The sequence below is a fragment of the Paenibacillus sp. FSL P4-0081 genome (assembly GCF_000758565.1).
GTDB lineage: Bacteria > Bacillota > Bacilli > Paenibacillales > Paenibacillaceae > Paenibacillus_AQ > Paenibacillus_AQ phytohabitans.
Window position 1 is genome coordinate 5,003,658 of sequence record NZ_CP009280.1, and the last position, 24,987, is coordinate 5,028,644.

The 24,987-nt window shown below is 48.5% G+C and carries 29 protein-coding genes and 1 pseudogene; 3 read left to right on the plus strand and 27 right to left on the minus strand.

The window, feature by feature from the left end; genetic code table 11:
* Nucleotides 1–12: 12 nt before the first annotated feature.
* From P40081_RS21370 to P40081_RS21390, 5 genes are all read right to left on the minus strand, one after another.
* Nucleotides 13–1,065, minus strand: coding sequence for a DUF871 domain-containing protein (locus P40081_RS21370; protein WP_042138259.1), 1,053 nt, complete (start codon nt 1,063–1,065; stop codon nt 13–15).
* Nucleotides 1,066–1,093: 28 nt separating this feature from the next.
* A complete protein-coding gene (locus P40081_RS21375; protein ID WP_042138260.1) occupies nt 1,094–2,512 on the minus strand; it encodes a PTS transporter subunit EIIC in 1,419 nt (472 codons plus the stop codon).
* A 26-nt stretch (nt 2,513–2,538) separates the two neighbouring features.
* Nucleotides 2,539–3,426 carry an N-acetylmuramic acid 6-phosphate etherase gene (gene murQ, locus P40081_RS21380; protein ID WP_042138263.1) on the minus strand — a complete coding sequence of 296 codons (888 nt, stop codon included), beginning with the start codon at nt 3,424–3,426 and terminating at the stop codon, nt 2,539–2,541.
* Nucleotides 3,427–3,800: 374 nt separating this feature from the next.
* Complete coding sequence (locus P40081_RS21385; RefSeq protein WP_042138268.1) at nt 3,801–4,958, minus strand: copper amine oxidase N-terminal domain-containing protein; 1,158 nt, start codon at nt 4,956–4,958, stop codon at nt 3,801–3,803.
* Nucleotides 4,959–5,085: 127 nt separating this feature from the next.
* Nucleotides 5,086–6,195 carry a Gfo/Idh/MocA family protein gene (locus P40081_RS21390; protein WP_052421924.1) on the minus strand — a complete coding sequence of 370 codons (1,110 nt, stop codon included), beginning with the start codon at nt 6,193–6,195 and terminating at the stop codon, nt 5,086–5,088.
* Between the two features lie 128 nt (nt 6,196–6,323).
* Between P40081_RS21390 and P40081_RS21395 the strand changes: the two genes are divergently transcribed.
* Complete coding sequence (locus tag P40081_RS21395) at nt 6,324–6,710, plus strand: winged helix-turn-helix transcriptional regulator (protein ID WP_042138270.1); 387 nt, start codon at nt 6,324–6,326, stop codon at nt 6,708–6,710.
* Between the two features lie 87 nt (nt 6,711–6,797).
* On the opposite strand, the gene P40081_RS21400 is transcribed toward P40081_RS21395, so the two are convergent.
* The 4 genes from P40081_RS21400 to P40081_RS21415 all read right to left on the minus strand — a co-directional run bounded on the left by P40081_RS21400 (nt 6,798) and on the right by P40081_RS21415 (nt 9,770).
* On the minus strand, nt 6,798–7,157 hold the full coding sequence (locus P40081_RS21400) for a hypothetical protein (protein ID WP_042138272.1): 360 nt from the start codon (nt 7,155–7,157) through the stop codon (nt 6,798–6,800).
* Between the two features lie 229 nt (nt 7,158–7,386).
* Complete coding sequence (locus P40081_RS21405) at nt 7,387–8,304, minus strand: hypothetical protein (RefSeq protein WP_042138275.1); 918 nt, start codon at nt 8,302–8,304, stop codon at nt 7,387–7,389.
* A gap of 41 nt (nt 8,305–8,345) precedes the next feature.
* Nucleotides 8,346–9,359, minus strand: a complete 1,014-nt coding sequence (locus tag P40081_RS21410; protein ID WP_042138276.1) for a phosphotransferase enzyme family protein — start codon at nt 9,357–9,359, stop codon at nt 8,346–8,348.
* A gap of 24 nt (nt 9,360–9,383) precedes the next feature.
* On the minus strand, nt 9,384–9,770 hold the full coding sequence (locus P40081_RS21415; protein ID WP_042138278.1) for a hypothetical protein: 387 nt from the start codon (nt 9,768–9,770) through the stop codon (nt 9,384–9,386).
* A 164-nt stretch (nt 9,771–9,934) separates the two neighbouring features.
* On the opposite strand from P40081_RS21415, the gene P40081_RS21420 reads away from it, so the two are divergent.
* Entirely contained in the window at nt 9,935–10,426 is a 492-nt protein-coding gene (locus P40081_RS21420) for a GNAT family N-acetyltransferase (RefSeq protein WP_076243220.1), read from the plus strand.
* 64 nt (nt 10,427–10,490) lie between these two features.
* Here the strand turns inward: P40081_RS21420 and P40081_RS36530 are convergent, their stop codons facing one another.
* The 8 genes from P40081_RS36530 to P40081_RS21465 all read right to left on the minus strand — a co-directional run bounded on the left by P40081_RS36530 (nt 10,491) and on the right by P40081_RS21465 (nt 15,718).
* The gene (locus P40081_RS36530) at nt 10,491–10,859 is read right to left on the minus strand and encodes a MerR family transcriptional regulator (RefSeq protein ID WP_052421926.1); all 369 of its coding nucleotides are present in this window, start codon (nt 10,857–10,859) and stop codon (nt 10,491–10,493) included.
* 422 nt (nt 10,860–11,281) lie between these two features.
* A complete protein-coding gene (locus P40081_RS21435) occupies nt 11,282–12,115 on the minus strand; it encodes a hypothetical protein (RefSeq protein WP_231575163.1) in 834 nt (277 codons plus the stop codon).
* A 263-nt stretch (nt 12,116–12,378) separates the two neighbouring features.
* On the minus strand, nt 12,379–13,002 hold the full coding sequence (locus P40081_RS21440) for an HAD family hydrolase (protein ID WP_042138283.1): 624 nt from the start codon (nt 13,000–13,002) through the stop codon (nt 12,379–12,381).
* A gap of 10 nt (nt 13,003–13,012) precedes the next feature.
* Complete coding sequence (locus P40081_RS21445) at nt 13,013–13,636, minus strand: class I SAM-dependent methyltransferase (RefSeq protein ID WP_042138284.1); 624 nt, start codon at nt 13,634–13,636, stop codon at nt 13,013–13,015.
* Nucleotides 13,637–13,657: 21 nt separating this feature from the next.
* Nucleotides 13,658–14,290, minus strand: a complete 633-nt coding sequence (locus tag P40081_RS21450; protein ID WP_042138286.1) for a pyridoxamine 5'-phosphate oxidase family protein — start codon at nt 14,288–14,290, stop codon at nt 13,658–13,660.
* Between the two features lie 66 nt (nt 14,291–14,356).
* The gene (locus P40081_RS21455; protein WP_042138287.1) at nt 14,357–14,749 is read right to left on the minus strand and encodes a VOC family protein; all 393 of its coding nucleotides are present in this window, start codon (nt 14,747–14,749) and stop codon (nt 14,357–14,359) included.
* 46 nt (nt 14,750–14,795) lie between these two features.
* Complete coding sequence (locus tag P40081_RS21460; RefSeq protein ID WP_042138290.1) at nt 14,796–15,260, minus strand: GNAT family N-acetyltransferase; 465 nt, start codon at nt 15,258–15,260, stop codon at nt 14,796–14,798.
* On the minus strand, nt 15,251–15,718 hold the full coding sequence (locus P40081_RS21465; protein ID WP_042138291.1) for a hypothetical protein: 468 nt from the start codon (nt 15,716–15,718) through the stop codon (nt 15,251–15,253). The genes P40081_RS21460 and P40081_RS21465 overlap by 10 nt, the downstream gene beginning before the upstream one ends.
* Before the next feature lie 202 nt (nt 15,719–15,920).
* Here P40081_RS21465 and P40081_RS21470 point away from each other — a divergent pair.
* Nucleotides 15,921–16,291 (plus strand): annotated as a pseudogene (locus P40081_RS21470) (iron chaperone).
* A gap of 80 nt (nt 16,292–16,371) precedes the next feature.
* Here P40081_RS21470 and P40081_RS21475 read toward each other — a convergent pair.
* The 10 genes from P40081_RS21475 to P40081_RS21520 form a co-directional block, all read right to left on the minus strand.
* Nucleotides 16,372–16,869 carry a YcxB family protein gene (locus tag P40081_RS21475; RefSeq protein WP_042138293.1) on the minus strand — a complete coding sequence of 166 codons (498 nt, stop codon included), beginning with the start codon at nt 16,867–16,869 and terminating at the stop codon, nt 16,372–16,374.
* A 98-nt stretch (nt 16,870–16,967) separates the two neighbouring features.
* Nucleotides 16,968–18,089, minus strand: a complete 1,122-nt coding sequence (locus P40081_RS21480; RefSeq protein WP_042138295.1) for a PTS transporter subunit EIIC — start codon at nt 18,087–18,089, stop codon at nt 16,968–16,970.
* Between the two features lie 115 nt (nt 18,090–18,204).
* A complete protein-coding gene (locus P40081_RS21485; protein ID WP_042138297.1) occupies nt 18,205–19,761 on the minus strand; it encodes an ABC-F family ATP-binding cassette domain-containing protein in 1,557 nt (518 codons plus the stop codon).
* Nucleotides 19,762–19,922: 161 nt separating this feature from the next.
* Nucleotides 19,923–20,834, minus strand: coding sequence for an aminoglycoside phosphotransferase family protein (locus P40081_RS21490; RefSeq protein ID WP_042138299.1), 912 nt, complete (start codon nt 20,832–20,834; stop codon nt 19,923–19,925).
* A gap of 170 nt (nt 20,835–21,004) precedes the next feature.
* Complete coding sequence (locus P40081_RS39430) at nt 21,005–21,247, minus strand: hypothetical protein (protein WP_042138301.1); 243 nt, start codon at nt 21,245–21,247, stop codon at nt 21,005–21,007.
* A 143-nt stretch (nt 21,248–21,390) separates the two neighbouring features.
* The gene (locus tag P40081_RS21500) at nt 21,391–22,179 is read right to left on the minus strand and encodes an energy-coupling factor transporter transmembrane component T family protein (RefSeq protein ID WP_042138303.1); all 789 of its coding nucleotides are present in this window, start codon (nt 22,177–22,179) and stop codon (nt 21,391–21,393) included.
* Complete coding sequence (locus P40081_RS21505) at nt 22,169–23,029, minus strand: ATP-binding cassette domain-containing protein (protein WP_042138305.1); 861 nt, start codon at nt 23,027–23,029, stop codon at nt 22,169–22,171. The genes P40081_RS21500 and P40081_RS21505 overlap by 11 nt, the downstream gene beginning before the upstream one ends.
* Nucleotides 23,014–23,814, minus strand: coding sequence for an ATP-binding cassette domain-containing protein (locus tag P40081_RS21510; RefSeq protein ID WP_042138307.1), 801 nt, complete (start codon nt 23,812–23,814; stop codon nt 23,014–23,016). Before P40081_RS21510 ends, P40081_RS21505 begins: the two co-directional genes overlap by 16 nt.
* Nucleotides 23,801–24,637: an SDR family NAD(P)-dependent oxidoreductase gene (locus tag P40081_RS21515; RefSeq protein ID WP_052421927.1), complete on the minus strand. Its 837-nt coding sequence runs from the start codon at nt 24,635–24,637 to the stop codon at nt 23,801–23,803. The genes P40081_RS21510 and P40081_RS21515 overlap by 14 nt, the downstream gene beginning before the upstream one ends.
* Nucleotides 24,634–24,987, minus strand: a complete 354-nt coding sequence (locus P40081_RS21520) for a MaoC/PaaZ C-terminal domain-containing protein (protein WP_042138309.1) — start codon at nt 24,985–24,987, stop codon at nt 24,634–24,636. The genes P40081_RS21515 and P40081_RS21520 overlap by 4 nt, the downstream gene beginning before the upstream one ends.

A 24,987-nucleotide genomic window follows, 5' to 3' on the forward strand; every position in this document is an offset into this window, starting at 1 on the left:
GGGGAGTAATCATTAAGTAGCAGCTGTGAAGCTAAAGCGCCTTCCGCCTTGTCTGACGTAGTCCAATAGAGGAAGGTCCTCTTCTATCACACGACCAATCACATTAACAGCTTCATGTGCCGGCAGATCTCTTAATGTGATCTGTAACTCATGTTCATAGCGGCCATACAAATAATTATCGACGGTAATCGTTCCTCTAGGCCGCTTGTTCGTATGCATAGGCGCAATACTTCGGGTCATTACAAAACGTTCCTGATCTGTCCGGGCAGTTTCTGAGCGAACTACATCACGGGCAGCGTCCAGGCGGTTCAGGTGGACCTTATCCCATAGGGCATAAGGCAATTCTTTGATTACCCGCAAAGGAATAATCCCTTCTTCATACCGCTGAAATTGAACCTGAGACCCTTCTGAAAGGGTTAAATCGCCAACGAAAATTTTGTCCACCGCACAATCCTTCTCTAATTCCAGATAAGCTAGAAAAGAAGATTGATTCCTGTGCTTCTCTAAGGTAGGCAAGCTTTGAAATAACGGTTTTCGCTTCAGCCCGTCTCCCGGAATAAAGGCCATTGTCGTAATGCCTTCCGCCTGCAGCCATCTGTTCTTCGCTATAAATGCTTCTTTATCCAGACCTGTCTCCGGGCGGGGATAATAATTATGCCAGGCCTGGGTATTCTCAAGACAAATAGGATGCTCTTGTAAGGCAGTTAAAAATTCTGGTGTTAAGGTGCTGGCGTTTAAGGCGATTTTCAGATGTTGTGAGTAGGCTGCAATTTCATCGGCGCTAAAACCAAAATCCGTCCGCAAACCTGTAACACCAGCATCCAATAGAAAGGGAAATGAAAATTTCTCCAATGCTTTTCCGGAAATATCCGCCATCAGGTCCATTCCTAACCGCCGGGCAGCGTTGGCGATCTCCAGCAATTTCTCCTTCAATTGTCCGATGTCATCCTCCGGCATATGAAGGGATGTGAATATTTCCGTACAGCCTGCAGCCTTCATTTGTTCCATATACTTGACATTATCTTCTAACGTGCGGTCCGCCACAAAAATTGAAATTCCGAGCACTGGAATCACCTCATTATTTCAGTTCAAGTTAATCCTGTTCTGCCATAGCCTCTTTGGGTGTGCCGAAGAGATAAGTGGCAATAAATCCGCCAGCGTAAGCTGCAATTAAGCCTATGACGTATTTCAGCCATAATCCATTGGCAATCAAGGGAATTAACGCAACCCCGGAAGGCCCAATGGCAATCGCTCCAACGTTGCCGAATAAGCCAATGACCGCACCGCCAATCCCTCCGCCAATACAAGCTGTAATAAACGGCCGGCCCAGTGGTAAGGTAACCCCGTAAATTAAGGGCTCGCCGATTCCCAGAATACCTACCGGAAGTGCGCCTTTAATCATGTTCGTTAATGATTTATTCTTCTTGCAGCGAATCCATAATGCAATGGAAGCCCCAACCTGACCCGCACCAGCCATAGCCAGCATCGGAAGCAACAGCGTCATCCCTGAATCATTGATCATCTCAATGTGAATCGGCGTCAATACCTGATGCAGTCCTAACATAACAAGCGGAAGGAACGCTGCTCCTAATACGAAGCCTGAGAATGCACCGCCAACCTCTAGCGTCCAGTTGATAGCTCCGATTAAATTGGTGGAAATAAATCCGGCGAATGGCATAATGAAAAATATCGTAATCAGACCCACGACTAGTAAAGCTATTGTAGGCGTAACAATAATATCAACGGCATCCGGAATCACTTTACGCAAATATTTCTCCACGATGGATAGAATCCATACGGCGATTAGAACGCCGATAACCCCACCTTGCCCTGCCGTTAAGGGTGCACCCGTAAATATATTAAAAATGGGCAGGTCAGCTGTAACCCCTGTTAAGAGCGTCACCCCGCCGATCACGCCACCAAGCGCAGGAGTAGCTCCAAATTCTTTAGCTGCATTAATACCGACATAAATCACCAGGTAACTGAAAATTGCGTTTTTGATAACATTTAAGATCGTTACATACTGCTGCCAGGTTGCAGTGTCTAAGTTGCCCGCTGTAATATTGTTAGCTAGAATTGAGCCAATACCCGCAATTAATCCGGCTCCAACGAACGCAGGGATAAGCGGAATGAAAATATTCCCGATCTTCCGTAAAAAGTTTTTGAATGGAGTATCATTCTTCTTTTTAAGCTGCGCCTTCATTTGTGCGCCTTTGGCCTGTAATTGTTCAGCCGAAATTGTACTTTCGCCCGCTGAAGCACTTTCTTCAAGCACGATACCGAACTCTTCTGCTACCTTGGTCACGACCCCAGGTCCGAGAATGACTTGATACGTATCATCATCCACTACACCCAGAACCCCGTCGATTTGCTTCAACTCTGCTTCAGCGATCCGGCTGCGGTCCACAACAGTTACACGAAGACGGGTCATGCAATGGGTATATGAGGATACATTGGAACGGCCACCGATCGCCCCTAGTATTTTGACCGCTAAATCATGATATTTACTCATGTTTGTGCCCCTTTCTTCTTATCGTATTATTGAATCGCCTGACGGACGAAGCCTTGTGATTCTTCGAGCCGTTGCACAGCTTCCTCTTTAGTTAGCCCCGCAAGAATCATCACAATAGCAATTTTCGGTTTCTGATCTGCCTGCTTCAAATAACTCTCTGCTGTTTCAGCATCACAATCTGTCGCATCCATAACAATCCGTTTAGCACGTTCTACAAGCTTTTCATTGGTTAGCTGTACATCCACCATAAGATTTCCATACACTTTGCCCGTACCGATCATCGAAGCTGTAGACAGCATATTGCAGATTAATTTCTGCGAACTACCGGCCTTTAAACGTGTTGACCCGGTCAAAACTTCCGGCCCGTTTACGACTTCTATCGCAATCCTGGCTATTTTACCAATCGCTGAATCCTTGTTGCAGCTTACGGCTACAGTTGGTGTACCTATAGAATTGGCATATTCTAATCCGCCGATAACATATGGAGTGCGTCCGCTGGCGGCAATTCCGACGACAACATCTTTGGCTGTCAGCTTAATATCCTGTAAATCCTGCACCCCTAATTGTTCGTTGTCCTCTGCACCTTCGACCGCCTTGATAAACGCCCTCTCTCCCCCGGCAATTAGCCCGATGACCTCCTCTGGCGTTGTTCCAAAGGTTGGCGGACATTCAACAGCATCCAGTAAGCCGATACGTCCGCTTGTTCCAGCCCCCATATAAATTAAGCGTCCGCCTTGTTTGATCGCCATGGTAATCACTTCTACTGCTTTGGCAATTTGCGGAATCTCTTGTTTAACCGCTTGTGCGACCTTGTGATCTTCTTCATTCATCACCTCCAGAAGTTCAAGAGGAGTTAATTCATCCAGGTTCATTGTTTTCTTATTGCGGGTCTCTGTTGTCAAATGCTCTAACATGATTTCCTCATCATCCTTTTCTGTTTATGAAATCGCTCTCTAAGTGAAGAATAGCATTACTGAAATATTATTTCAACATTAATTTTGTTTAATTGAAATTAAATATCAAAAAGAGATTGGGTACGCAAAAAAGAGCCTGCCCCAAAAGCTACTATTGGCATCAGGGAGGCCTTCATTTTTTGAGTAAGATCAACGTGTGCACTTGAGTGGACGCTCCGCGAACGGACTGTTTAAGCGGAAAGCGAATCTTCAATCTTTTAAAAGCACAAAAAAAGAAACCGCTCCTGTGTAAAATGGAGGCACTACCCAACCATTTCAAATCAAAGGAGAAGTTTCTTACTTTTATACATTCAACAAACCATGGACCAACCCAATTACAAACCACCCAACCGGTACGTATAAGTCTTGCTGTCTTTCTTGCTGCTCGTAAATTCAAATCGCAATTCTGATTTATCATCGCCACTGTCAATGAATTTAATCCCATCATATTTGAATCCCGGCATATCCATAGGGTTAATTCCGAACTCTTTGTAGAGAAGGATCGCCCGGTTAGCTCCGGTATCAATTAACGTCAGCAGGCCTTCTTGTGAAGAGCGGGCAACCAGATAATTCTCGCCTATGGCTTCAATGGCGTAGGTTTGATCCGGGGTACCTGCCAGCTTCGAAACGTTCCAGGTTTGCAGGACCGTTGCATCCGGGGCAATTAACCGGACAATATGACCGTCATTCATAACGGCGTTCCCGGCATACGTCTTCAAGTCCTCAGGAGAGAACTGCCAATAATGCGCTGTAGACTGGCGCAGGATGGCCCCTTTTTTGACAAACAGATTGTATACCGTCAGGTTGACCGAAGGTTCACCGCTGGAATTCTGAATGGTCACCAAATCCGCATCTTCTGAAATCTTCACCGATGTCAGCTGTGTTCCCGCAATATAATAAGGTTCAAGCTTGGCTGTAGAGGCGCCCATAGAGTGAACCACTCCGGCTGCATCCCGCTTATATAAAGTGCCGTCCACCCCGTTTAAGAAATACGCGTCTTTACTGGCCTGGCCGTCGCCGACAAATTCAGGATAGCTAATGAGCGCTTCACGGCTGTCCGCATTCCATTTCAGCGAGCCGCCAATAGCATCATTCACGAACCGCAGAGGGATGTAGAGCTGCTTATTCACCTGCTGGAAGGCTGCGGAATACGTGTTTTGCTTCCCGTTCACCGTTGCAATACGGCTCCCGATCTTCATACTGCCCTTCGTGAACAGATTCCCGATGGTGATCATTTTGGAATGTTCATCATAACTGACCGTTGCCCCCCTGACATAGAGCATGTCCAGCGAGAGCATTACCGTTCCATTCATTAGGGTGGCTCCTCCTGCTGAAGAGGTGATCTGCGAGTTGTTCAAATAGATACGGATAGCCGGTAATTTCGCGGTCTGTGCTGTACTAGTAGCTGCTGCTTCCATAACGGGGGGATGAACAACACCTGTTACAAGAACACTAAGACCAATGATCTGCAGAATTTTTTTGAAAGTAATCATAAAGAGCCCGCCCCTTCCTTTCTCAGAAAATACCATATCTCAAATCATAGCATATAGCGGATAGAATACAAAAATTAAATGGTGAATTGAGAAAAGTCAGGAAAGCGGGACGGGCAGTAAGTATTAGTTATCTCACTTCTTGACGGACACCCGAAGCGCTTGCCTTACGGATCGCATCCATCAGACGATGCACGCGGACCGCCTGGGTGAAATCGGGCAATTCCACCTCTTCCCCGTCAAGCCGCTGCGCCAGTCGGGCATAGAGATGAGCCACATTGTACCCGGGACCGGGAGGCAGATGCCGTACCAGTGAGGTATACATTTCTGGTGTTTCCAGTATCTCTGTCTCACCGGAAGTTCGGACGAGCTGAAGCTTCAGCCGGTCCATCTGAAACATCAGCTGATCCCGTGGGGTGATGACCAGTTCACCCCCGGTTCCGATGATCCGCAGCGTAAATCCGGGGGCACCGCCATTAACGACTTGGGCCGAAATTAGTGCATTCTGTGCCAGCTTGCCGTTAACAAGCACGTGATCCGGTGCAGTTGCGGCCACTGATGCACCAGTCTCCACTACGTGAACTTCAGGGTATTGCGTATCCAGCCTACCGGACACCTCTACAAACGGTGCGACCATATATTCAATCGCATCAAGCACATGCGCTGCCCCGATCGTCAGTTGATCTGCCCCGTTAGCTTCATCCAGCAGATAGACATGCGCCTGGTCCACTGTTCCGTTCGAGGTTGGAAATACAGGCAGGGTAACTATTGTATTCACAGCCAATATTCGGCCAACAGCACCTTCAGCGAGCAAGTCCCTGATATAGCAGACAGTTGGATTGGCCCGGGCCTGTAGGCCCGTCACATGCTTCACTCCCCGTTCTTCCGCAAGTTCCAGCAGCGCTTCCGCCTCCGCAGTAGTCCGGGCCAGCGGCCACTCACTGTATACATGCTTACCGGCATCCAAGGCTTCGCGGAGCAGCAAATCATGTTCGGGCACTTTCACAGCTACCACTACAACATCAATTCCAGGCTGCCCTGCCATCTCTGATGTACTTGTATAATAAGAGCCAATGCCGTGGAGCTCAGCTGCCGCCTGTGCGCTTTCTGCACGCGTGCCGGTCACTGCCTTCACCTCATAATTCTCAAGCGCTGCAAGTGCGGGAATGTGAGCCAATCCACCCCATCCGCCTGCTCCGACGATTCCTGCTCCCCATGATTCTCTTGTCCCCATAGCCATATATTGTTACCTCCACATTTAGCGTTGTACTGACACGATTGAATATAACCGTTATAATCAAAACAAAAAAGTACGCACTTATTCGTAATATAGTTACCAATCGGGTACGTTGAAGGAGATCGATGATTATGACATATGAGCCGAACGAGGGGAATGCTAACGCTATACCCGGCAATACAAAGTACCAGAACCCTACCGAAGCCACCCTGGAGCGGATCGGCGGCAAGTGGAAGACAGCGATTCTCTGCCTGCTGGCCGAGCAAGGAAGCATGCGCAATGGAGAGATGCTTCGCACGCTGTCACCCGTCACCCAAAAAATGCTTACCCAGCAGTTAAAGGAGCTTGAAGCAGACGGGCTTATTCTCCGGACCGTATTCTCGGAAGTGCCTCCTAAAGTGGTGTATGAGCTGACGGATAGCGGACGGTCAATTAGGATGGTTCTTGATCCGCTTTGTGAATGGGGCAAACGGTTTGTTAATACAGTAAACCGGGACACCCGCACGGGGATTGAATAAATCAAAAAAAGCCTCTGTCATCTAAAATGACAGAAGCTCCTTCATCCGGCAGACCGCACTGCTCCAGTACAAATAACTTTATGTATCTCAAGCCTTAAATAAGATAACAATTTCGGTAATCAGAATTAGCCCGGCAGCAGACACGCCCAGTGAATTAATGATTGTCAGTGCGTCCGGGTAGTTCTCTTTCCGGAACTGAGAACAGAGCGAAACGGTCCATAACACGCTGAAAAAAAGTCCGGCAGACCCGCAGCCATGCTCGTTCAGCACCTGTCTTCTGCGTTGAAAGAACCGGCCCAGCCCGGCAAAAGTGAACACCATATAAATAATAAGCTCAGCCGATGATATCGCAATGACCTCGCCTGCAGAAAAAAGATGCATTAATGCGTACTGAATGCTAAAACCCATAATTACAAGCATGTTAAAGGAAACCTTGTGCAAACTCAAGTCTTCTTCCTCCCTTTGCGTAATAATGTAAACAGCATTTAGATAACGCTTACATTATAATTGTAATCGTTTTCCTTTTCTGTGATTAATGACGCTTCCGGCCTATTGGATACTATGCATTGTGGGTCTTATCAGCCAAAAATACATACAAAAAAACCGGAGCTGCGACGGTAACAGCCCGGTTTTTCTATAAATCCGTAAATTGATCATGATTATTTTACCGCTCACTTCACATAGCTTCCAGAAAATCAATCACCGCCTGCGTTTTCTTATCGCCGTTCTTCTCAAGTAGCAACAGGAAATCACCAAGCTGTGTCAGCAGCCTGCTGCCATCGGTCTGCTCTGGACCGGCTTCGGAAAGTGTATTCTCATAAGCGATAACTGCTTCTTCCTTGATGACCTGTGTCTTCTGGTCGAACAACGGGGTATTGGGGGTTCCGTAGAACACATACCTTTTGGATACTTCAAAAGCTTTTTTCATCGCCGCATTACGGTTAGAGTTCTTGTAAGTCTGTACAAAGGCTTCATATTGCACTGCCCGTTCCACGACTTGGTACCAGTCCACCTGTAAAGTCCCGTTAATCACAGACGGCTGCTCCGACTCTGCTGCCATCAGATCAATGTAAGCCTGCAGATCTTTGCTGATGTACGGCTTGAATACTTTGAAGCTCTTGTACTGAATGAGCGGAATAAACCGGCCGCCGTCCGTTCCCAGCTTATAGTCCATGGCCGTCAAGTCCTGCAGTACCACGCGGGAATCGTACTGCTTCACCTTGGAGCGCGCCAGCACCATGGTCATGCCGTAGGTGTATATGCTTTTGATATCTTTTTGAATGGCAGGTGTATTCATGCGTTTGGTGGCTGTGGGCAGATAAGCTTTCAAAGCATTTTCCAGATACAAAACGGCCAGATTGGCCTCTGCCTGCGTCATTTGACTAATACGGTTAACTAAGGTCGCCTGGGCCAGACTGAGCGTGGAAGGATTCTTCACTCTTTGCTCAAATAAGCTGAAGGCTTCCGTAGGCTTCACCGCCGCTGCCTCTGTATATTGAGGGAAGGCACCAAAGACGGTAATACCGGCACCCGTCAATAGCATTGCTGAGCCGAGTGCGGCTGCTATGCTTTTCGTAAATATAGTTTGTCTCATGAACACACACCTTTCAGAGATCCTGAGATATAACTATCATTTTACCACACATTAACAATAGGTTCGTTATGCTCAAGCCTCTCTCTGCTTTCGCTGATCCAGTCCTTGAACCATTCATTATCTGATGAACTGAATGTTTCGTCACCGTCGAAATTCCGGTATGCCCCGATGTAAACAATCAGCTCTCTAAGCTTGAGGAATACAGGGATTTGCTCCAGCCAATACTGCTCCAAGGTGTTCTCCCGGCTGTACCCCTTCATGAAATGATCCATAAACCGAAGTGCCTGTTCCTCACGGTTGTCCCGGCCCTCTTCTCCGCCGTATACATAGACCAGATAATATAGCTGAATGGCGATATCCTCTACAAACCAGCTGTACTGCGCCTCATCGAAATCGAATAACGTGATCTTGCCTTGATCACTCACATGGAAATTCCCGAAACCCATATCCCCATGGATAAGTCCGTAAACCTCTCTGTCCTTGGGTAACTCTTGGAGAGTATCGATGATGCTGTAATACGTCTCTCTTACGCGATGGTGCGAGGGGGGCAGGATATCTATATTTTGCAGATAATAATTAAGATTCCAGTCATGCCGCCGCACAGTAGCATCCTGATTGTCATACCGCTTGGCAAGCGCATGCATCTTCCCTGTAATCCGGCCCAGCTCCTCATAGGTTGCGTTATCGTTCAGGCATTCGGGATAACCGATCCTGTTGCCATTGGCTTTGTCAAAGCAGACAGCTGTAAAACACATCTCCACCGTCTCAATAGCTTCAGTCAAGTTACCATTAGTAGAAAGAATCGGGCCCGATGCCGAAATTCCGTTGCGGGTCAAATACATAATCCAGTCCAGCTCTGCCCTAACCTGCTCTGCAGTACGATGGATTCCTGGAGTAATTCTTAGAATATACATTCCACCGCTCCGCTGGTATTCGTACACGAAGTTCTGAAACCCGCCTATGTAAGTTAACTCATCAGGGTTGATTCCATAGCGGTTTGCGGCAATACGCATAATATCTTTCTGTTCAAATATGTCCTTAATAGCATTTTCCATTTGTGTAACCCTCCGGTGACTTAGTTAGACTGCAGTAGCAACTATTAAACTAGTAATAAGCATCATCACACTGACCGGTGCCCAAATTCTTCTCTCCCACATACTCCGTGTAATGATATTCAGGATCGAAGCAAGCACTGAAAAACCAACAACAAACCAAATGGCCGCAGCTGCAAATCCAAGCCACCCAGGAAGTATAATCTCCGACTTGCTCAGCACAATCAGCGCCAGGAATGCCAAAACCGTAATCTGGACCAGGCAAGCGGCACGCATTGGCGCTGGAAGCTTCCCTGGGAACTTTCCACCCATCGCGAATTCTCCCCACGGCATACCAAGAGCCAACGCAGCCTGAAAAAGAATGATGATACAAATCAACGCGGAAAATACTATTGCTGAGCTGAATAAGAGCATGCCTCTTTCCTCGCTTCCGATGAGTAATGTCCGGTCCATATAATAGCCAAGATTATCATAGACAACTTTAATGCCACAAAACATAATAATAAATGTATGTATATAGTTATTTTTGAAGAGGGGCGAAAATTCTGAAATTATCAGAACCTTTTAATACAAAACGTTTGCACTTCCGCTTGCTGAAGGTAGAGGACATTGAGGTAGTGTATAGACAATTCTCAGACCCGGAGATGTGCAAACTTTTCAGCGAACCGCCCTGTAGCTATGAAGAAGCCTTAGAAATCATTGAACATTATGCCAACCCAGAGGGAAAAGGCCATCACCGTTACGGCATGTTCGATATTGAAACGGATGCATTCATCGGGACCTGCGGCTATCATTACTGGGATCGTGAGCTTCAACAAGTCGAGATCGGCTATGATATCTGGAAAGAGTATTGGAGACAGGGGTATATGTCCGAAGCCTTGCCTGTACTCATCAAGCTCTGCTTCGAGCATCTTAACGTGGATTGCATTTATATCCTGACCCATCCACACAATGCTGCATCAATAGCCAGTGTGCACAAGTTTGGATTTGAGGTGTGTGAACCCTGCAGAAGCGTTGATGAGGAATCCCAGGTGTGTATGAGTTTGATGCGGGGGAAGTGGAGTGATTAATGAGGAGCGGATATCTTCTAAATCTCTCCCGGCAATCCGCAAGCTATGAGCATGAGTTGCACTATTATTCCACCCGCCCCAGCACCGCCTCCACCTCAGCCAGATTCACCAGAACCCCTTCCCGCTGCCTGCCCAGCTCCGTAATACTGCTGTCAATGGCATGCACACGTTCCTGCAGCATGTCACGGGCGAAGCGGAGCACCTCTGCTGTCCCGCAGCCGGATTGCGCCTTATGTCCGAACAGACATTGAATCTCCTTCACCGCAAAGCCCCACTGCTTCAGCTGTGCGATGGCCTGGAAATCCCGGACTTCCTTCTCTCCAAAAGAATAACGCTTCCCCTTCAGCTCCGGTGCCAGCAAAGACAGCTCCATGTAGTAGCGCACGGTATCTGCCGTTGTCCCCATCTCTCTGACAAACGCTCCAATCTGCATTTTCCTCCGCCCCCTTGCCATGGGGTTAACCCCATGTGATTAACTCGTATTATATCCCACTGCAAGGAGGAACAAGAATGATCTATCTCCTAATTGTATTGTACGCACTACTCATGGGTGCCGCCGCTATCATCAACCGCCGGAACCTTCAACTATCACTGACAGCGGCTAACCTTCTTGGTTCATTAGCGCTGCTCTGTACACCGTTTCTTTCGCTTTTTCTACCGTTTGGGCTAATCGTGTTACTTTGCTGCGCACTTCGCAACGGATACGTGCTTCAGGGGCATATCCATCTGCTTCATGTGCTTGTCCGCTGTGTACTCTCGCTATGTTTATATTTCAGTTATACCCTCCTATAAAAAAGCAAGCGCCGGTACCTGCGGATACTCCCGCTTCCCGGCGCTTGCTATGTTACACTCCTCTTACTCTTCACGCTCTTTTCGCTTCCGTATTTGCTGTGACCAGAAATCCGGCTGTGCGTAGCCGATGTATGAATAATCCAATTCATCACCTTGCCGAGTGGATAACTGAATGAGCAATGCCTTCTTGAGATCAGAGGGATGCAGATCACCTGTTTTGATAGTTGCGACTTGAACGCCACCATGTTTGGGGGTACCTGTGACAACTACCTGATTGCCTTTGGTATACACAGCTGTAATCTCCGTTTGAAAAGCAATGATATACAGATCCAGATCCGTTTTGTTCTGGAACAGCGGGAATTGAATGCCTACATTTTGCTGGAAATCGTATTGGCTGGATAGACCAATGTCGTAGGTTGTAAATAACCGGTGGAGTGCGTATTGTATCCGCGTAGGCATATAACTCCATCTTCCTCCACTATAGGTGCTATGCCAGTGCTTTTCGTACACAGGTCTCTGATAGAGAGGGTCATTCTTTATAATAAAGAAAGGAATCCTCGTGCCTTCATGTATTACTCTGGAAATGGATATTGTATCTGTAGGCTGGTGAGCCGCAGCCGCTGCTTCCTCTGGCGAGTTCATAATGGTAACGGGTTCGCGCGGCTCCAGCTGCTTCAGGCGAAATTTCAGCTGTTCCATTTGTTTAGCGGTCTCTTCGGGATTGCTGACCCCAGACGTTGGTAAATTTTGAGCATTAATAGTTATGGGGGATGTAGCAAGCGCGAGTAACAGGGATAAGATTATTGCTGAGCCTTTGCTTAATAATGGCATATGGACCACCTCATCCATAGCTTGTTCATCATCCCATGGATTTATGTAGGCTGAACGTAAGATCACCTATTGAAATCCTGCTCATAATACAACATTATCCTGATTTAATCGGCCCAAAATCAAAATTGTTGTACAAAAGGCAGGATTTCTCTTCTTCCAAGCAGCTTAGCAGAATTATTGTTGTATTTCATACAACAATCTTCCCTAGTACCCGGGTATCTAAGCATCAAAGTTGCAAAACGTACAACAATTTTGTTTATAGCGCTTAATTTGTCTATAGTGCTTAATAAAATGTATCCTACTGCCGATGTGTTTTCGCCCAGCCTATACTATTCATCAAACAACCCCAAGAACCCATCCAGACGATCAATCACATAATCATAGCTGCTCACTTCGCCAAATCCGTAACTTGCGTACACAAAAGGAATCCCGGTAATCCCCGCCGCCCTCCTATCTCCCTCCGTATCGCCCACATAGACAGGACTGCTTAAGTGATTCCGCTCCATCACCAGCTTGATGTTCTCAACCTTGGATAGTCCCGTTCTCCCCGGATTCTCGTAGTCTATGAAATACTTCTGCAGCTGATGGTATTCATAAAAAGCTTCAATATACCCCGCCTGGCAGTTGCTCACGATGAACAGCTTATATTTTGCCGATAACGCCCTGAGTACTTCTTCCAGCCCTTCATACAGCCTTCCGCCTTGCTTCGCCAGACTAAGACACTCTACTTCACAGCATTCTCTGAGAATTCTCTGCCGGGTGTCCTCATCGATATTCGGGAACAGCTTCCGGCCAGCCTCATCTACCTGCAGACCCATGATTCCCTGTAAATCTTCCTTGGTTACTCCGTTCACAACGCCTTGGTAATTACTGAGCACACTATTCCATCCCGCCACTACTACATCTGATGAATCCCATAACGTGCCATCCAGATCAAAAATAATGCTGTCCATTCCACTTCTCCTAACGTTCAGTTCGTAGTTGCGGCTGCGGCCGGGCCCAGATCAGATGAATCATATTCAGCGAGTAGCTCTCAACCCTGCTGATCTGCATCCCGGACTCCCGGACCAGTCCAATAATATCCCGGGTGTGATGGCATCCATAGACCCGGTACAGCAGCGGATTCAGTGCCCGTTGCAGCGTTGACACCACGAAGTTAGAACTGATCCCATGCTCCATCAGCAGGATGGTTCCGTCCGGCTTACACCAGCGGTTCATCTTCTTCAGCATCTCCAGGGGATTCTGATAGCTGCAACAGGATAACGTAGAAACAATAGTATCGAAGGATTGCCCGGGGAAGCTCATTTCTTCCATATCTGCACATACAAAATTGGCGTTCACGTGGTAATGCTGTGCTGCCTGCCGCGCTTTCTCAAGCATTGCACTACTGAAATCCGCTGCAGTAATCTTGACCTCCCGGGAATAGTAAGGGAAGTTAGCCCCCGCCCCCACTGCCAGCTCAAGCACATCCCCCTCGGCATGACCTATAAGATTCCGGCGCCAGCGTTGCTGTTTGGGATCTTCTCTTTTGAGGGCATAGTCTGTGGCCTGTTTATCAAAAATACGGATCAGCTTCTGCTTATCCATCTGCGCCGGTCACCCCATTCATTAATAGAGTCGTTTCTCGTAGCTCTCCTGTATGCCTTGCCGGACTACTTCCACAGTAAACTCGGCAGAATTCACATGATCCGCGATAATCGCCGGAGCAGACGGAAGCGAGTTTTCGGCAGGCCAGGATCCGCTGTCCCATAGCTGCGATCTTTTAAAAGCCTTGGCACAATGCATATAGCACTCCTCCACCTTCACACCAATTCCCAAGGTTGGCCGTTTATCCCGGGCCTTCATCCTATCCAGAATATGCTCATCTCTGATCACGTAAGCTTGCCCGTTAATCCGCAGGGTCTCTTCAAGCCCCGGGATGATAAAGATTAGTCCTACATTGGGATTAGCGATGATATTTAGCAAGGAATCAAATCTGCGGTTGCCCGGCCGCTCCGGAATCACCAAATGACCGTCATCCAGCACCACTACCGATCCGGGTGCATCCCCGCGTGGAGAGACATCGCAAGAGCCGTGTTCATCTGCGGTGGACAGGAATAAGAGCGGTGACATAGCGATTAAATTGCGGCAATTATGATCCAGATGATGGATCGATTTACGCTTCACCACCTCACTGGGATAGCCCAGGAGTTCTCTAAGCTCAGCTTCTGAAGTCAGAATTTCTGTAAAAGGATTATTCATCTAGCGTCCTCGATTCTGGTTTGGCTTCTATAAATATATTCTATAATCATATACCCGAAACGTTTCTCAGCGCCAGATCTTCATCCGCTCATCGAGGGTAGAAGTATGCAGTTCTAGCTGGATTCCATCCGGATCCAAGAAATTAACGGACCAGCCTACTCCACGCTGTATCGGGCCTCTTACAATGGTTACATTACTTTGCTTCAGGATGCCCACAGCTTCATTGAAATCGTTCTCTGCGATATAAAAAGCCACATGATCCATCCCGGCAAATCCTTCTGCGTGGTCCTCAGTACCCGCACGTTCAACAAGGCAGACCCAGGCACTTCCCCACTCCAGATAAGCATCCGTTCTGCCTCGGTGTCTTAAGGTCATACCGAGAATGCCATGATAGAAATCAAGGGACGTCTGCAGGTCGCGAACATTGAGTGTCATATGGCTAAATCCGGTTACTTTCATTGCGGTGCCTCCTTTATGTTTTAAAGAGTTACCTCTTCAGATGATTTTAGCACTTGTATACCATGCTCATAAACTCGTAAGTGCTTCCGTTTGTATTCTGCATGTAGGTATCTGCTGCGGTAAATCCGGCTTTTAAATACACTTTGATAGCCCTCGCATTAAAGGTTGCTACAGCCAGCGTTATCCGTTCAGGATGGAAATTCACAGTAACATAATGCAGCACCGACTTCAGGAAAGCTTGCCCTGCGCCACGCCCGGTTAGATCGGGTCTCATGCCTAAACCTATATCACAAATGTTACCCTCAACCGGCTGAACAGTAAAATACCCTATAAACTCATCGTCTTGCGATACAGCGTATGTATGATCCCCACGTCCGGCCGGGTCCAGGAATTCGATTAAATCATCCTCGTCTGCATCCATATCATAAAAAGAATATTCACCTGCATAATGCCAATGGTATGCAATATCTTCAGCTTGAAGCTGTGTTAATGGTCTAATAACTACAGCCATCGCGTAAACCGTTTGTGCAACACTTCAATCTGATGCTGATCTGCCCATTCCTTCAGGTCCTTTATCCCTTGATCCTCTTTGGCTGAGAAACAGAAGCAGTACTTGTACGGCACCAGCAAATTAGCTTTGGGCTTAACCGCGATTACGGGCTTAAAGTATCCTTTGATAAAAATCTTCTTAACCTTGCCCGCTTCTATCTCAATATTCTTGATCTGAAGGGCTTCAGGTTTAATCTCAATGACGAACACTCTGCGACATGTCAACAAGCGATAAATTAATATCCCCATGATAATTCCACCTGATATTATGATGAGTAAATAAAACAAGAAAAGATCAAATCGGTTAGTTCTATTATATATTATTAATAAGTATAGCCAGGATAATATCAGTAAAGTAAAGCTTATCGTCACCCCAATTTCAGCAGGACGTTTGCCTTGATGTGTGATCAACTTTTCCATTCACTTCCCCCACTACGTTCATAATAAAAATCTATTGGATTCTTATTATAATACAGGTAAAAGATGGTATGCAGCACTCTGTCGTAACATTCTTTGACGGATAGGCGAATCCCTTAATTTGTGTATTCATTTTTTTGACTAACCGGGTACGAAACTATAAGATAGATGGCATGAGAGTGATTACAGATCAGGAGGGACAGCCGTGGAAGAGTTTGCAGAGTATTTAGCTAAAATCGATAATCCGGTACACCGCGCTGCGACGGAAGAGGTACTGGCTTGGGTGATCCAGGAATTTCCCCAATTAACGCCGAAAATCGCCTGGAATCAGCCGATGTTCACCGATCACGGAACCTATATTATCGGCTTCAGTGTATCCAAAGCGCATATAGCGGTTGCCCCGAGAAGGCGGGAATGGATCATTTTGCCGATGCCATTAAGCAGGCTGGCTTAGATCATACCAAGCTGCTGGTGCGTATGAAATGGACGAGCCCGGTTGATTACACCATACTCAGACAAATGATCGAGTACAACATTGCGGATAAGGCTGACTGTACAACTTTTTGGCGGGCATAGAAGCCAGGGATGAAACACCGGGATCAGCCAAGAAAAAAGGACGTGCAGGATAGCACGTCCATCGTATGACATATCATTTTTTACAGGATAACCCCAGTGACAATCTTGCGGTGATCCGATACATAAGCTCTGAATTTATTCTCTTGTGCTGCATCCTCGAACGATTGCTTAGCAATGAACCAGTATTCCTGCTGACCATGGAACAATAAGTAATAGCCTTTATTCTCCCACACCCGGGTGAAGGAGCCCCATTTCATGATGGACTGATCTACTTCCGGGCTGAAGTTGATCCCTTCTGCATCGAACAAATATTCGAATTCCTTGTTGTACCTTGTATCTGCCGACAGGATCTTTGGCAGCAGCAAGGTACGCATAACCATCGACATAGCGATCGTAAGCACAAGTGTTATCGATATCCCGAGGAGTATGATCGATTCGTTCTTAACATATAGAATCATACAAACGGCTACAAACACCGCTTGAACCCCAATGGAGAGAATAGATTTCCACGAATGGAAATATAGTGCCCGCGCAACCTTTTGAATATGTTTTCCGTAATGAAAGCTGATTTTCTCCATCTTGTCACCCTTTATCTGTTCACTTAATAACCTCTAGTAGTATAGCATTCATTACACGAAACCCATAGCGGATAAAATAGCTTGGTGCCTTCTTCAATCTACTTGGAGCTAGGCTCCACCGCCGGCACCGGTCCCAGCTTCACGAACAGCGTAGCAGCCAGCGCGATCAGAAATCCAGTCATGCAGGCGAGCAGGAAGCCGACGAATCCGTCCCCCAGATAAGCGGGTAAAGTCGCTAAGCCCGGAAAAGCGAAAGAAATCGCCGACGAGCCGGATAGGCCGACCATTCCGCCCCCGATCGCTCCCGCGCAGCAGACAATGACCATCGGCTTGCGCAAGGGCAGGTTCACACCGAACATCGCGGGCTCGGTCACTCCGAACAAGGCCGAAATGGACGCGGACAAGCATAAGGTTTTGAACTTCTTGTCCTTGGCTTTGATGAACACGGCGAGCGCCGCTCCTGCCTGCGCGAAGGCGGCTGGTCCCATCAGCGCGAGGATGGTATCCGAGCCATGTACGCTGATATTGTTGATTGCCAGCGGTACCAGACTCCAGTGCAATCCGAAGATAACCATCGGTTGAATAATCGCGCCAAGCACCATTCCCGCCCCTACCGAACTGAGGTTGTATACAGAGCGGTATCCTTCAGCAAGCATGTCTCCGGCAAGTGAGCCAATTGGACCGAACACCAGCAGTGTCACGGCGGACACCGTCACAATCGAGATCAACGGTGTGAAAAACTCCCGGATGACCTCAGGCAATATTTTAACGCAAAATCGTTCTACATACACTAAGAGGCCTACCGCAAGGATGATCGGAATGGCGCTCGAAGGATAGTTAACGGGAGTAATACTCATCCCGAGAAAATGTATGATTTCCTGGTTGTCAAACAGCGTGGTCAGGCTCGGGTACAACAGCACCCCGGCAATCACAACGGCAGTAAAGGGGTTAGCCCCGAATTTGCGGGCGGCTGTAAAGGCAAGCAGCAGCGGAAGGTAGTAGAACAGACTGTCCGCCATCGCATTGAGCACCGTATACGTGCCTTCTGTCTTGCTGATGATCTCCAGTGCAGCGGCGCCGGCGAGTAAACCCTTCATAATGCCTGCCGCACTCAGAATATTAACGATTGGAAGAAAGATTCCGGAAATGCCGTCAATGATGATATTGACTATACTTCCCCTGACTTGCTTCACAGGTATTTCCTCATGTTTCTCTTCCATATGTTCCTCCTGAACCTATACTAACATCTTGACATAAATGACCCGTAAGAAGGGGCACTTTGTTCAAAGCTGTCCTCTTACGGGTCACCGTTAAACCGGAATTATTGCCGGCTTTTTAGAATACTTTTGTCGTCCACGATTCGCAGTTCCAGATATCCGTTACGATATCGCGGTAAAATTCAGGTTCATGGGAAATCAGCAGGATGCTGCCTTTATAAGCTTTGAGCGCACGCTGCAGCTCTTCCTTGGCATCTACATCGAGATGATTGGTCGGCTCGTCCAGTACAAGCAGGTTGCTATCACGGTTGATCAGCTTGCACAAACGTACTTTGGCTTTCTCGCCGCCGCTTAAGACCGCAATCTTGCTCTCGATATGCTTGGTCGTCAGGCCGCATTTGGCCAGTGCCGCCCGGATTTCAAATTGGGAGTAGGACGGGAACTCGTTCCAGATCTCTTCAATACAGGTGTTGTAATTCGATTCCTTCATTTCCTGTTCGAAATAACCGATCTCCAGCAGATCCCCGAGTCTCACCGAGCCTGAAATGGCTTGAATCTGGCCGAGAATGCTGCGCAGCAGCGTCGTTTTACCGATCCCGTTCGCACCTACAAGGGCAATCTTCTGTCCCCGCTCCATGCTCAGATCAAGAGGTCTGGACAATGGGGAATCGTAGCCGATCACCAGATCCTTCGCTTCAAAAATCACCTTGCCGGAGGTCCGGCCCTGCTTGAAGTTAAATTGCGGCTTCGGCTTCTCCTTGGCAATCTCGATGACATCCATCTTATCCAGCTTCTTCTGCCGGGACATTGCCATATTCCGGGTAGCTACGCTGGCCTTATTGCGCGCAACGAAGTCCTTCAGATCGGCGATTTCCTGCTGCTGGCGTTTGAAGGCCGATTCCAGCTGCGATTTCTTCGCTTCATACACCTGCTGGAAATACTCATAATCGCCCACATAACGCGACAGCGACTGATTCTCCATATGATAGATCAGGTTAATTACGCTGTTCAGGAACGGAATGTCATGCGATATCAGAATGAAGGCATTCTCGTAATCCAGCAAATAACGCTTCAGCCAGTTGATATGCTGTTCATCCAGATAGTTCGTAGGCTCATCGAGCAGCAGGATGTCCGGCTTCTCCAGCAGCAGCTTAGCCAGCAGAACCTTGGTCCGTTGACCGCCGCTGAGATCGTTAACGTCTTTATCCAGACCGATGTCGGTAAGACCCAACCCGCGGGCCGTTTCATCGATTTTGGCATCGATCATATAGAAATCCTGGCTGGTCAGCATGTCCTGAATCGTTCCAACGTCCTCCAGCAGCTGCTCCAGCTCCTCCGGGGTGACCTCGCCCATCTTGCCGTACATATCGTTCATCTCTTGTTCCATATCGAACAGATATTGGAAGGCTCCGCGCAGAACATCACGGATGGATTGTCCCTGCTGAAGTACAGCATGCTGATCCAGATAACCGGCGCGCATGCGTTTCGCCCATTCCACCTTGCCTTCGTCCGGCTGCAGCTTGCCGGTAATGATATTCATGAAGGTCGATTTACCTTCACCATTGGCACCAATCAGACCGATATGCTCGCCCTTCAGCAGGCGGAAGGATACATCGGTGAATATGGCCCGGTCTCCGAACCCGTGACTCAGCTTTTCTACATTTAATATGCTCATGAAATTAACACCTTTTCCTTTATTCTATATTCTCGTCATATTATAAAGGCTAAAGCGCCACAACTCCAGACGGTTTGCAAAAAAAGGCGAAAAAACACTAACATGAGGTTAGTGTCTGCTTACGCTTTGACTTCACTTGGAACATAAGTATAGTTCTTGGCTCAATCCAGGCATTTGGCGAAAAGCTCTGTTAACTGGATACCTCTGTGCCAATCTGTCCGTCCGCCTTCAATCGTCCAGCATGCCTCAAGCACGCCTCGTACCACGCCCCACATCGCGATTCGGCGGGGGTCCAGGCCAAGGCGTTCGGCCATAATGGCAATCCGGCCCCGTAGTACCTGCTCGCAATCACCACCCCGATCCATATAGTTAAGCAGATACTGGACAGTATCAAAATGAATGTCACCGATGATGCCCTTAGGATCAATAACAACCCATTGCTCTTCTCCTTGGCGGAGGATGTTGTCATGATGCAGATCACCGTGCAGCAGAAAATTCTCTTCCGTGGTGTTAATGAGATACACCAGACATTCTTCGGCATTCTCCACCCAGCTCTCAGGCAGCGGCGCTGCAGTTTCTCCATCGCCGAACCGCTCACGGTATCGCTCTATGGCCGCGAAGTGCTGCTTCATAGACGGGTACCGGCTGCCGGCTGGTGCAGGAAGCTGAAGGCGCTGAAATACCTCACAAAAGATATTCGTCGCCTTCGCATCATCCTCAATGGCCGACAACGGTGTGCCGGGGTCGGCTCCTTCCAGCAGGGCCACACCCCAGTCCTCATCTGCATCCAGTACATGAATCGCCCCCCTGCCCTCATAGGCTCGAAGCACACTAACTTCCTTAGAAAGCTCCTCCTTCATGAAGGATAATTTTAGGACTGCCGGCTTCCCGTTACTGAGCTTTGCCCGGAGTACAAAGTTATAGGATAAATTGGAAAAGGGAGCTTCCGGACTAAAGCCGAAGCGGTCTGCACAGTCGGTAATCAGATCAGGCAGCGCCTCCGCCCATGCTACGCCCTGCTTACCATAGAGTTCGTGCATTCTTTTGGTAAAAGGTTCAGGTATTACAATCATGCCGCAACGGCTCCTTTCAGCAATGTAGCCAGTCTGCTCTCCATTCCGCTTGGGTCAACTCATAATCGATAAAACTCTGCCTTTCTCCAAGCTGATCTGTACACGCATCCGTTCGCACCGCAATTTTCCGGAAGCCGAGTTTCTCATATACATGCTGTGCTCTGATGTTCTTAAGATTGGTATCGAGGATGATTATGTGATATAACACCGCTGATCTCCAGGATCAATCGGCCTCGCCGTTCCGTGTCCGCCCCGCTCTGCAGTTTGCTTCGTACCTCTTGTTCAGTAGTGCCTATCCCGTTAGGAAACCCGGCATGCGCCATAATCTCCCCGTCGTTCCACCAGCCGCATAACAGCTTTGCATCGCCTATAGCCGCATCCCGGATGAACAGGTTCCCTTTGTGCAGATACATTTCTTCCCCCTCTGTTCCTTCGGTCTGAATAATCGCAAGCTCATTATATCATGCAACCATTGCCAGATTAAGGGAGGGATTCGTTATACATAAACTATACGGAATTGAAGTTAATTAAGCTCTAATCAAGTTCTCTGGTCATGCTACAGGTACAGAAGCAGCAGCACGTAAGCAAGCGTGACTCCCCCGGCGGTATAATCGATTCGCGATAATCTTAGCTCTCTATAAGAAGTACGGCCCTTCCCGTTCCCATAGGCTCTTGCATCGATCGTCATTGCCAGCTGCTCTGCCCGTTGAACCGTTGTTATTAGCAGGGGAACCACCAATGACAAATATGCAAACACCCGCTTATGGCCTTTGAACGCTATAATGTCATACCCTCTGGCTCTTTGCGCCAGCATAATGCGGTCCAGCTCTTGAATAATTGTCGGGATAAAGCGGACTGCAATCACGAGCATCAATGCAGTAGCCTCAACCGGAACGCCCCGGCGGGATAGCGGCTTGCACAGTTGCTCCAGGCCTTTTGCCAGATCCAGCGGCTTGGTCGTCAAGGTCAGCAGCGAAGCAAGCGACACGAGCAAGAGAATACGCCAGACAACAAAGAGGCCCTTCTCTATTCCTTCTTCTGTCACTTGAACGGCCGAACCCGGCCAGAGCGGTACCCCGCTGGTATTGAAGAGATGGTAGGCAAAAGTAAAGGACAAGAGGAGCGCAACCGGCTTTAATCCTCTAAGAAACATCCGTACCGGAACCCGGGACAACAGCATCTGGCTTCCCGCAAAGACAGTTGCTATAGCAAATCCGCCATAATTATTGAGTAAAAGAGAGCAAATTGTAAAGGTTAGCATGCTTAACAGCTTGGTACGGGGGTCTAGCCGGTGGAGTACTGAATCTGAAGGGATATACTGGCCCAGCAGGATGTTATCCTTCATGATGAAGACCTCTTGACTTCCAGACGTTCCTCACCTGCTGCATAATATCTTCTTCCCTGCAACTCGCCGGTTTAAGAGTCCGTCCGGAAATCCCCTCAATGAATCTTAAGAGCTGTATAGGCTCCGGCAGAGGCAACCCGGCATGCTCCAACAAAGCTGCACGCTTCAGAAATAACTCATCCGCCTCCAAATGGGCTAATAAACGTCCCTTCTGGAAGACCATCACCTCGTCCGAATAGTCGGCAACCTCCTCAAGCTGATGAGAGATGAGCAGTACTGTCCGGTTCTTCTCCCTCTGCCATGCCTTGAGCTGTCTCAGCAGCGCTGTCCTGTGCACGGAATCAAGTCCGGCGGTGGGCTCATCCAGAATAAGGAGCTCCGGCTCCGTAATCAGCACGGAAGCGACAGCGACAAGCCGCTTAAGCCCCCCGCTAAGCTGGAACGGCTTCTCCTGGAGAAGATCCGCCGGGAGTCCCAGCTGCTCCATAACCGTCTTGACTGCTGCTTCCACTTTCCCTGGTGATTCCCCCTTCACAGTAAGAGCAAAGGCCAGCTCCCTATAAACCGTCGTTGCGAAAAGCTGCTGCTCCGGATATTGAAATACATAACCGATCTGTGGGACGGCCTTCGTATTCCCTTTACTGTCCCTGGGCAGAGGTTGGCGGTCATGCGTATATTCGCCTCTGTAGAAAGGAACCAGCCCCTTTATTACTTTGGCAAAGGTGGATTTCCCTGCTCCGGTATGGCCAGTCACCGAAATCCATTTCCCCTCCTGAAGCGTGCAGCTTACGGATTGAAGAATCTCTACCCCGTTCAACTTTACACTTACGTCATTTAACTCGAAGGCCATAAGGCAGACACTGTCTCCTTCCAGTCCGCACGCAGGGGGGCATTTAATCCGAGCGCTTGATGCAGTCTTACCGCAAAAGGGGGAGAGATCTGATGCTCTGTAATGGATACGCTGCTAAACAAGGCGGAGGGTGATCCGTCAAAAGCAATTTCTCCTCTGCTCAGAAGCAGAACACGGTCAGAGGAAAGAATCTCATCCATATGATGCGTGATCTGAATAATGGTCTTACCCTGCCGGTGAAGGGAGTTCATCAGCTCGAGGATGTCTCTTCTTCCCTGCGGATCGAGCATGGAGGTCGCTTCATCAAAGATGATTATCGAAGGTTCCATTGCCACAACAGCAGCAACCGCAACCCGCTGTTTCTGGCCGCCTGACAGTTGATGCGGCATGGCTTCCGCATAATCTTCCATGTGAACTGCTTGCAGAGCCATATTCGCCCGCCCGGCCATATCAGCTCTCGGCACGCGCAGATTCTCCAGTCCGAATATCACTTCATCCAGAACAGAGGTTGTGATGAACTGATCGTCGGGATTTTGAAATACCAGTCCGGCCTGCTCCCGAATCTTCCCAAGGTCATCAGGAGTCCGTGTATTCAAACGGTCCAGCATTACTTGTCCTTCTCTTGGCTGCAGTAGCCCGTTCATTAACTTGGCGAGCGTGGACTTTCCGCTTCCGTTCCCTCCAATGATGGAGAGAAATTCACCTTGGCGGATTCCAAAGCTTAGCTGGCGAAGAACCGGATTCCCGCTCCGGTAATAATAATCGACCTGATCAAAAGTAAGCATCTGCCCCACGCTCCCTCCGCTGTTTCCTTAATTCAAAAAAATCTTCCGGCGCAGAAGTGACTGTAGCAAGCGGCCGTGGCTTCTCCCAAGGTGTAATCTGCTGTCCGTTAATGCCGAACACTTGCCCCGTCAGCTCCGGGTCCTTGTGATCCAGAAGCGCACGCACGAACCGGGCCACATCGTCCGCTTCACCCAAGCTCCATGCCTCAGGAAGCGGCTCATTAAGCTGTGCATATTTTTCTGTCAAATGTTGAACAACCGGCAGGGTCATATCGGTTAAGGCAGCAGGAGCAATGCCGTTAACCCTGATCCGCTTGGTCTTCAGTTCATCGGCAAGCGTCCACAGCATCCCGAGAAGTCCGGCCTTGGCCGCACTGTAATTGACCTGCCCCGCCGAACCGGTGAGTCCCGCGGTTGAGGTCATCAGCAGAATATCGCCTCCGTGCCGGCTCAGATGGGCAATTGCACGCCGGATGCAGTAGAATGCCCCATTCAAATGAACGCCGAGGACAGCCTGCCACTCCAGATCCGTCATGAACTCACATCTGCCGTCATGAAGAATGCCGGCGTTATGAATTAAAATATCCAGGGAACCCATCTTCCCGGCCACTTCGTCCATCATTGCCGTAACGGCAGCGGGATCGGCAACATTGGCACAGAATCCCTCCGCGAAGCCGCCTGTCCCCCGGATGTCCTCAACTACTTGCTTAACACTCTTGCCATTTAAACCATTAACGGCGATCTGATATCCGCAGCGCCCCAGTTCTATAGCTGTACTGCGCCCAATCCCCCGGGTTGCCCCGGTTATTAATGCCGTCTTCATATATCCATGATCCCCTTTACAACGCCAAAAGAGCCTTTAGCGATGATATCCCCGTGATCTGTCACTACCGTTACCTGGATCTGATCATGCTTCAAATCGTTATACCGGAAGCATACGGCTGAGCCTTGAACACACGGCTTCTCAAACCGCATAGTAATGGACTGAATCCAATGGGAGAGGTGTTCTTTCATATATAAAGACTGCGCCAGCCCCATGATGTACATTCCATGGGCAATGGGAGCTTCGTAACCCGCTTCTCTTGCGGCTGCGGCATTCAGATGAATCGCTGCCTCATCCTTGGTGACAGCAGCATATTGCCGGATATCCGCCTCAGAAATCCTGATTCTCAT

What these genes read in the sequence shown, in the direction of transcription:
- P40081_RS21460 (WP_042138290.1), bottom strand. Translation starts at nt 15,260, where the DNA reads ATGGCTGTAGTTATTAGACCATTAACACAGCTTCAAGCTGAAGATATT.
- murQ (WP_042138263.1), bottom strand. Translation starts at nt 3,426, where the DNA reads ATGTTAGAGCATTTGACAACAGAGACCCGCAATAAGAAAACAATGAAC.
- P40081_RS21450 (WP_042138286.1), bottom strand. Translation starts at nt 14,290, where the DNA reads ATGAATAATCCTTTTACAGAAATTCTGACTTCAGAAGCTGAGCTTAGA.
- P40081_RS21445 (WP_042138284.1), bottom strand. Translation starts at nt 13,636, where the DNA reads ATGGATAAGCAGAAGCTGATCCGTATTTTTGATAAACAGGCCACAGAC.
- P40081_RS21375 (WP_042138260.1), bottom strand. Translation starts at nt 2,512, where the DNA reads ATGAGTAAATATCATGATTTAGCGGTCAAAATACTAGGGGCGATCGGT.
- P40081_RS21465 (WP_042138291.1), bottom strand. Translation starts at nt 15,718, where the DNA reads ATGGAAAAGTTGATCACACATCAAGGCAAACGTCCTGCTGAAATTGGG.
- P40081_RS21395 (WP_042138270.1), top strand. Translation starts at nt 6,324, where the DNA reads ATGACATATGAGCCGAACGAGGGGAATGCTAACGCTATACCCGGCAAT.
- P40081_RS21455 (WP_042138287.1), bottom strand. Translation starts at nt 14,749, where the DNA reads ATGAAAGTAACCGGATTTAGCCATATGACACTCAATGTTCGCGACCTG.
- P40081_RS21440 (WP_042138283.1), bottom strand. Translation starts at nt 13,002, where the DNA reads ATGGACAGCATTATTTTTGATCTGGATGGCACGTTATGGGATTCATCA.
- P40081_RS21500 (WP_042138303.1), bottom strand. Translation starts at nt 22,179, where the DNA reads ATGAAGGATAACATCCTGCTGGGCCAGTATATCCCTTCAGATTCAGTA.
- P40081_RS21480 (WP_042138295.1), bottom strand. Translation starts at nt 18,089, where the DNA reads ATGGAAGAGAAACATGAGGAAATACCTGTGAAGCAAGTCAGGGGAAGT.
- P40081_RS21390 (WP_052421924.1), bottom strand. Translation starts at nt 6,195, where the DNA reads ATGGCTATGGGGACAAGAGAATCATGGGGAGCAGGAATCGTCGGAGCA.
- P40081_RS21485 (WP_042138297.1), bottom strand. Translation starts at nt 19,761, where the DNA reads ATGAGCATATTAAATGTAGAAAAGCTGAGTCACGGGTTCGGAGACCGG.
- P40081_RS21405 (WP_042138275.1), bottom strand. Translation starts at nt 8,304, where the DNA reads ATGAGACAAACTATATTTACGAAAAGCATAGCAGCCGCACTCGGCTCA.
- P40081_RS21475 (WP_042138293.1), bottom strand. Translation starts at nt 16,869, where the DNA reads ATGGAGAAAATCAGCTTTCATTACGGAAAACATATTCAAAAGGTTGCG.
- P40081_RS21520 (WP_042138309.1), bottom strand. Translation starts at nt 24,987, where the DNA reads ATGAGAATCAGGATTTCTGAGGCGGATATCCGGCAATATGCTGCTGTC.
- P40081_RS21515 (WP_052421927.1), bottom strand. Translation starts at nt 24,637, where the DNA reads ATGAAGACGGCATTAATAACCGGGGCAACCCGGGGGATTGGGCGCAGT.
- P40081_RS21415 (WP_042138278.1), bottom strand. Translation starts at nt 9,770, where the DNA reads ATGCTCTTATTCAGCTCAGCAATAGTATTTTCCGCGTTGATTTGTATC.
- P40081_RS21510 (WP_042138307.1), bottom strand. Translation starts at nt 23,814, where the DNA reads ATGCTTACTTTTGATCAGGTCGATTATTATTACCGGAGCGGGAATCCG.
- P40081_RS21410 (WP_042138276.1), bottom strand. Translation starts at nt 9,359, where the DNA reads ATGGAAAATGCTATTAAGGACATATTTGAACAGAAAGATATTATGCGT.
- P40081_RS39430 (WP_042138301.1), bottom strand. Translation starts at nt 21,247, where the DNA reads ATGTATCTGCACAAAGGGAACCTGTTCATCCGGGATGCGGCTATAGGC.
- P40081_RS21505 (WP_042138305.1), bottom strand. Translation starts at nt 23,029, where the DNA reads ATGGCCTTCGAGTTAAATGACGTAAGTGTAAAGTTGAACGGGGTAGAG.
- P40081_RS36530 (WP_052421926.1), bottom strand. Translation starts at nt 10,859, where the DNA reads ATGCAGATTGGAGCGTTTGTCAGAGAGATGGGGACAACGGCAGATACC.
- P40081_RS21385 (WP_042138268.1), bottom strand. Translation starts at nt 4,958, where the DNA reads ATGATTACTTTCAAAAAAATTCTGCAGATCATTGGTCTTAGTGTTCTT.
- P40081_RS21490 (WP_042138299.1), bottom strand. Translation starts at nt 20,834, where the DNA reads ATGATTGTAATACCTGAACCTTTTACCAAAAGAATGCACGAACTCTAT.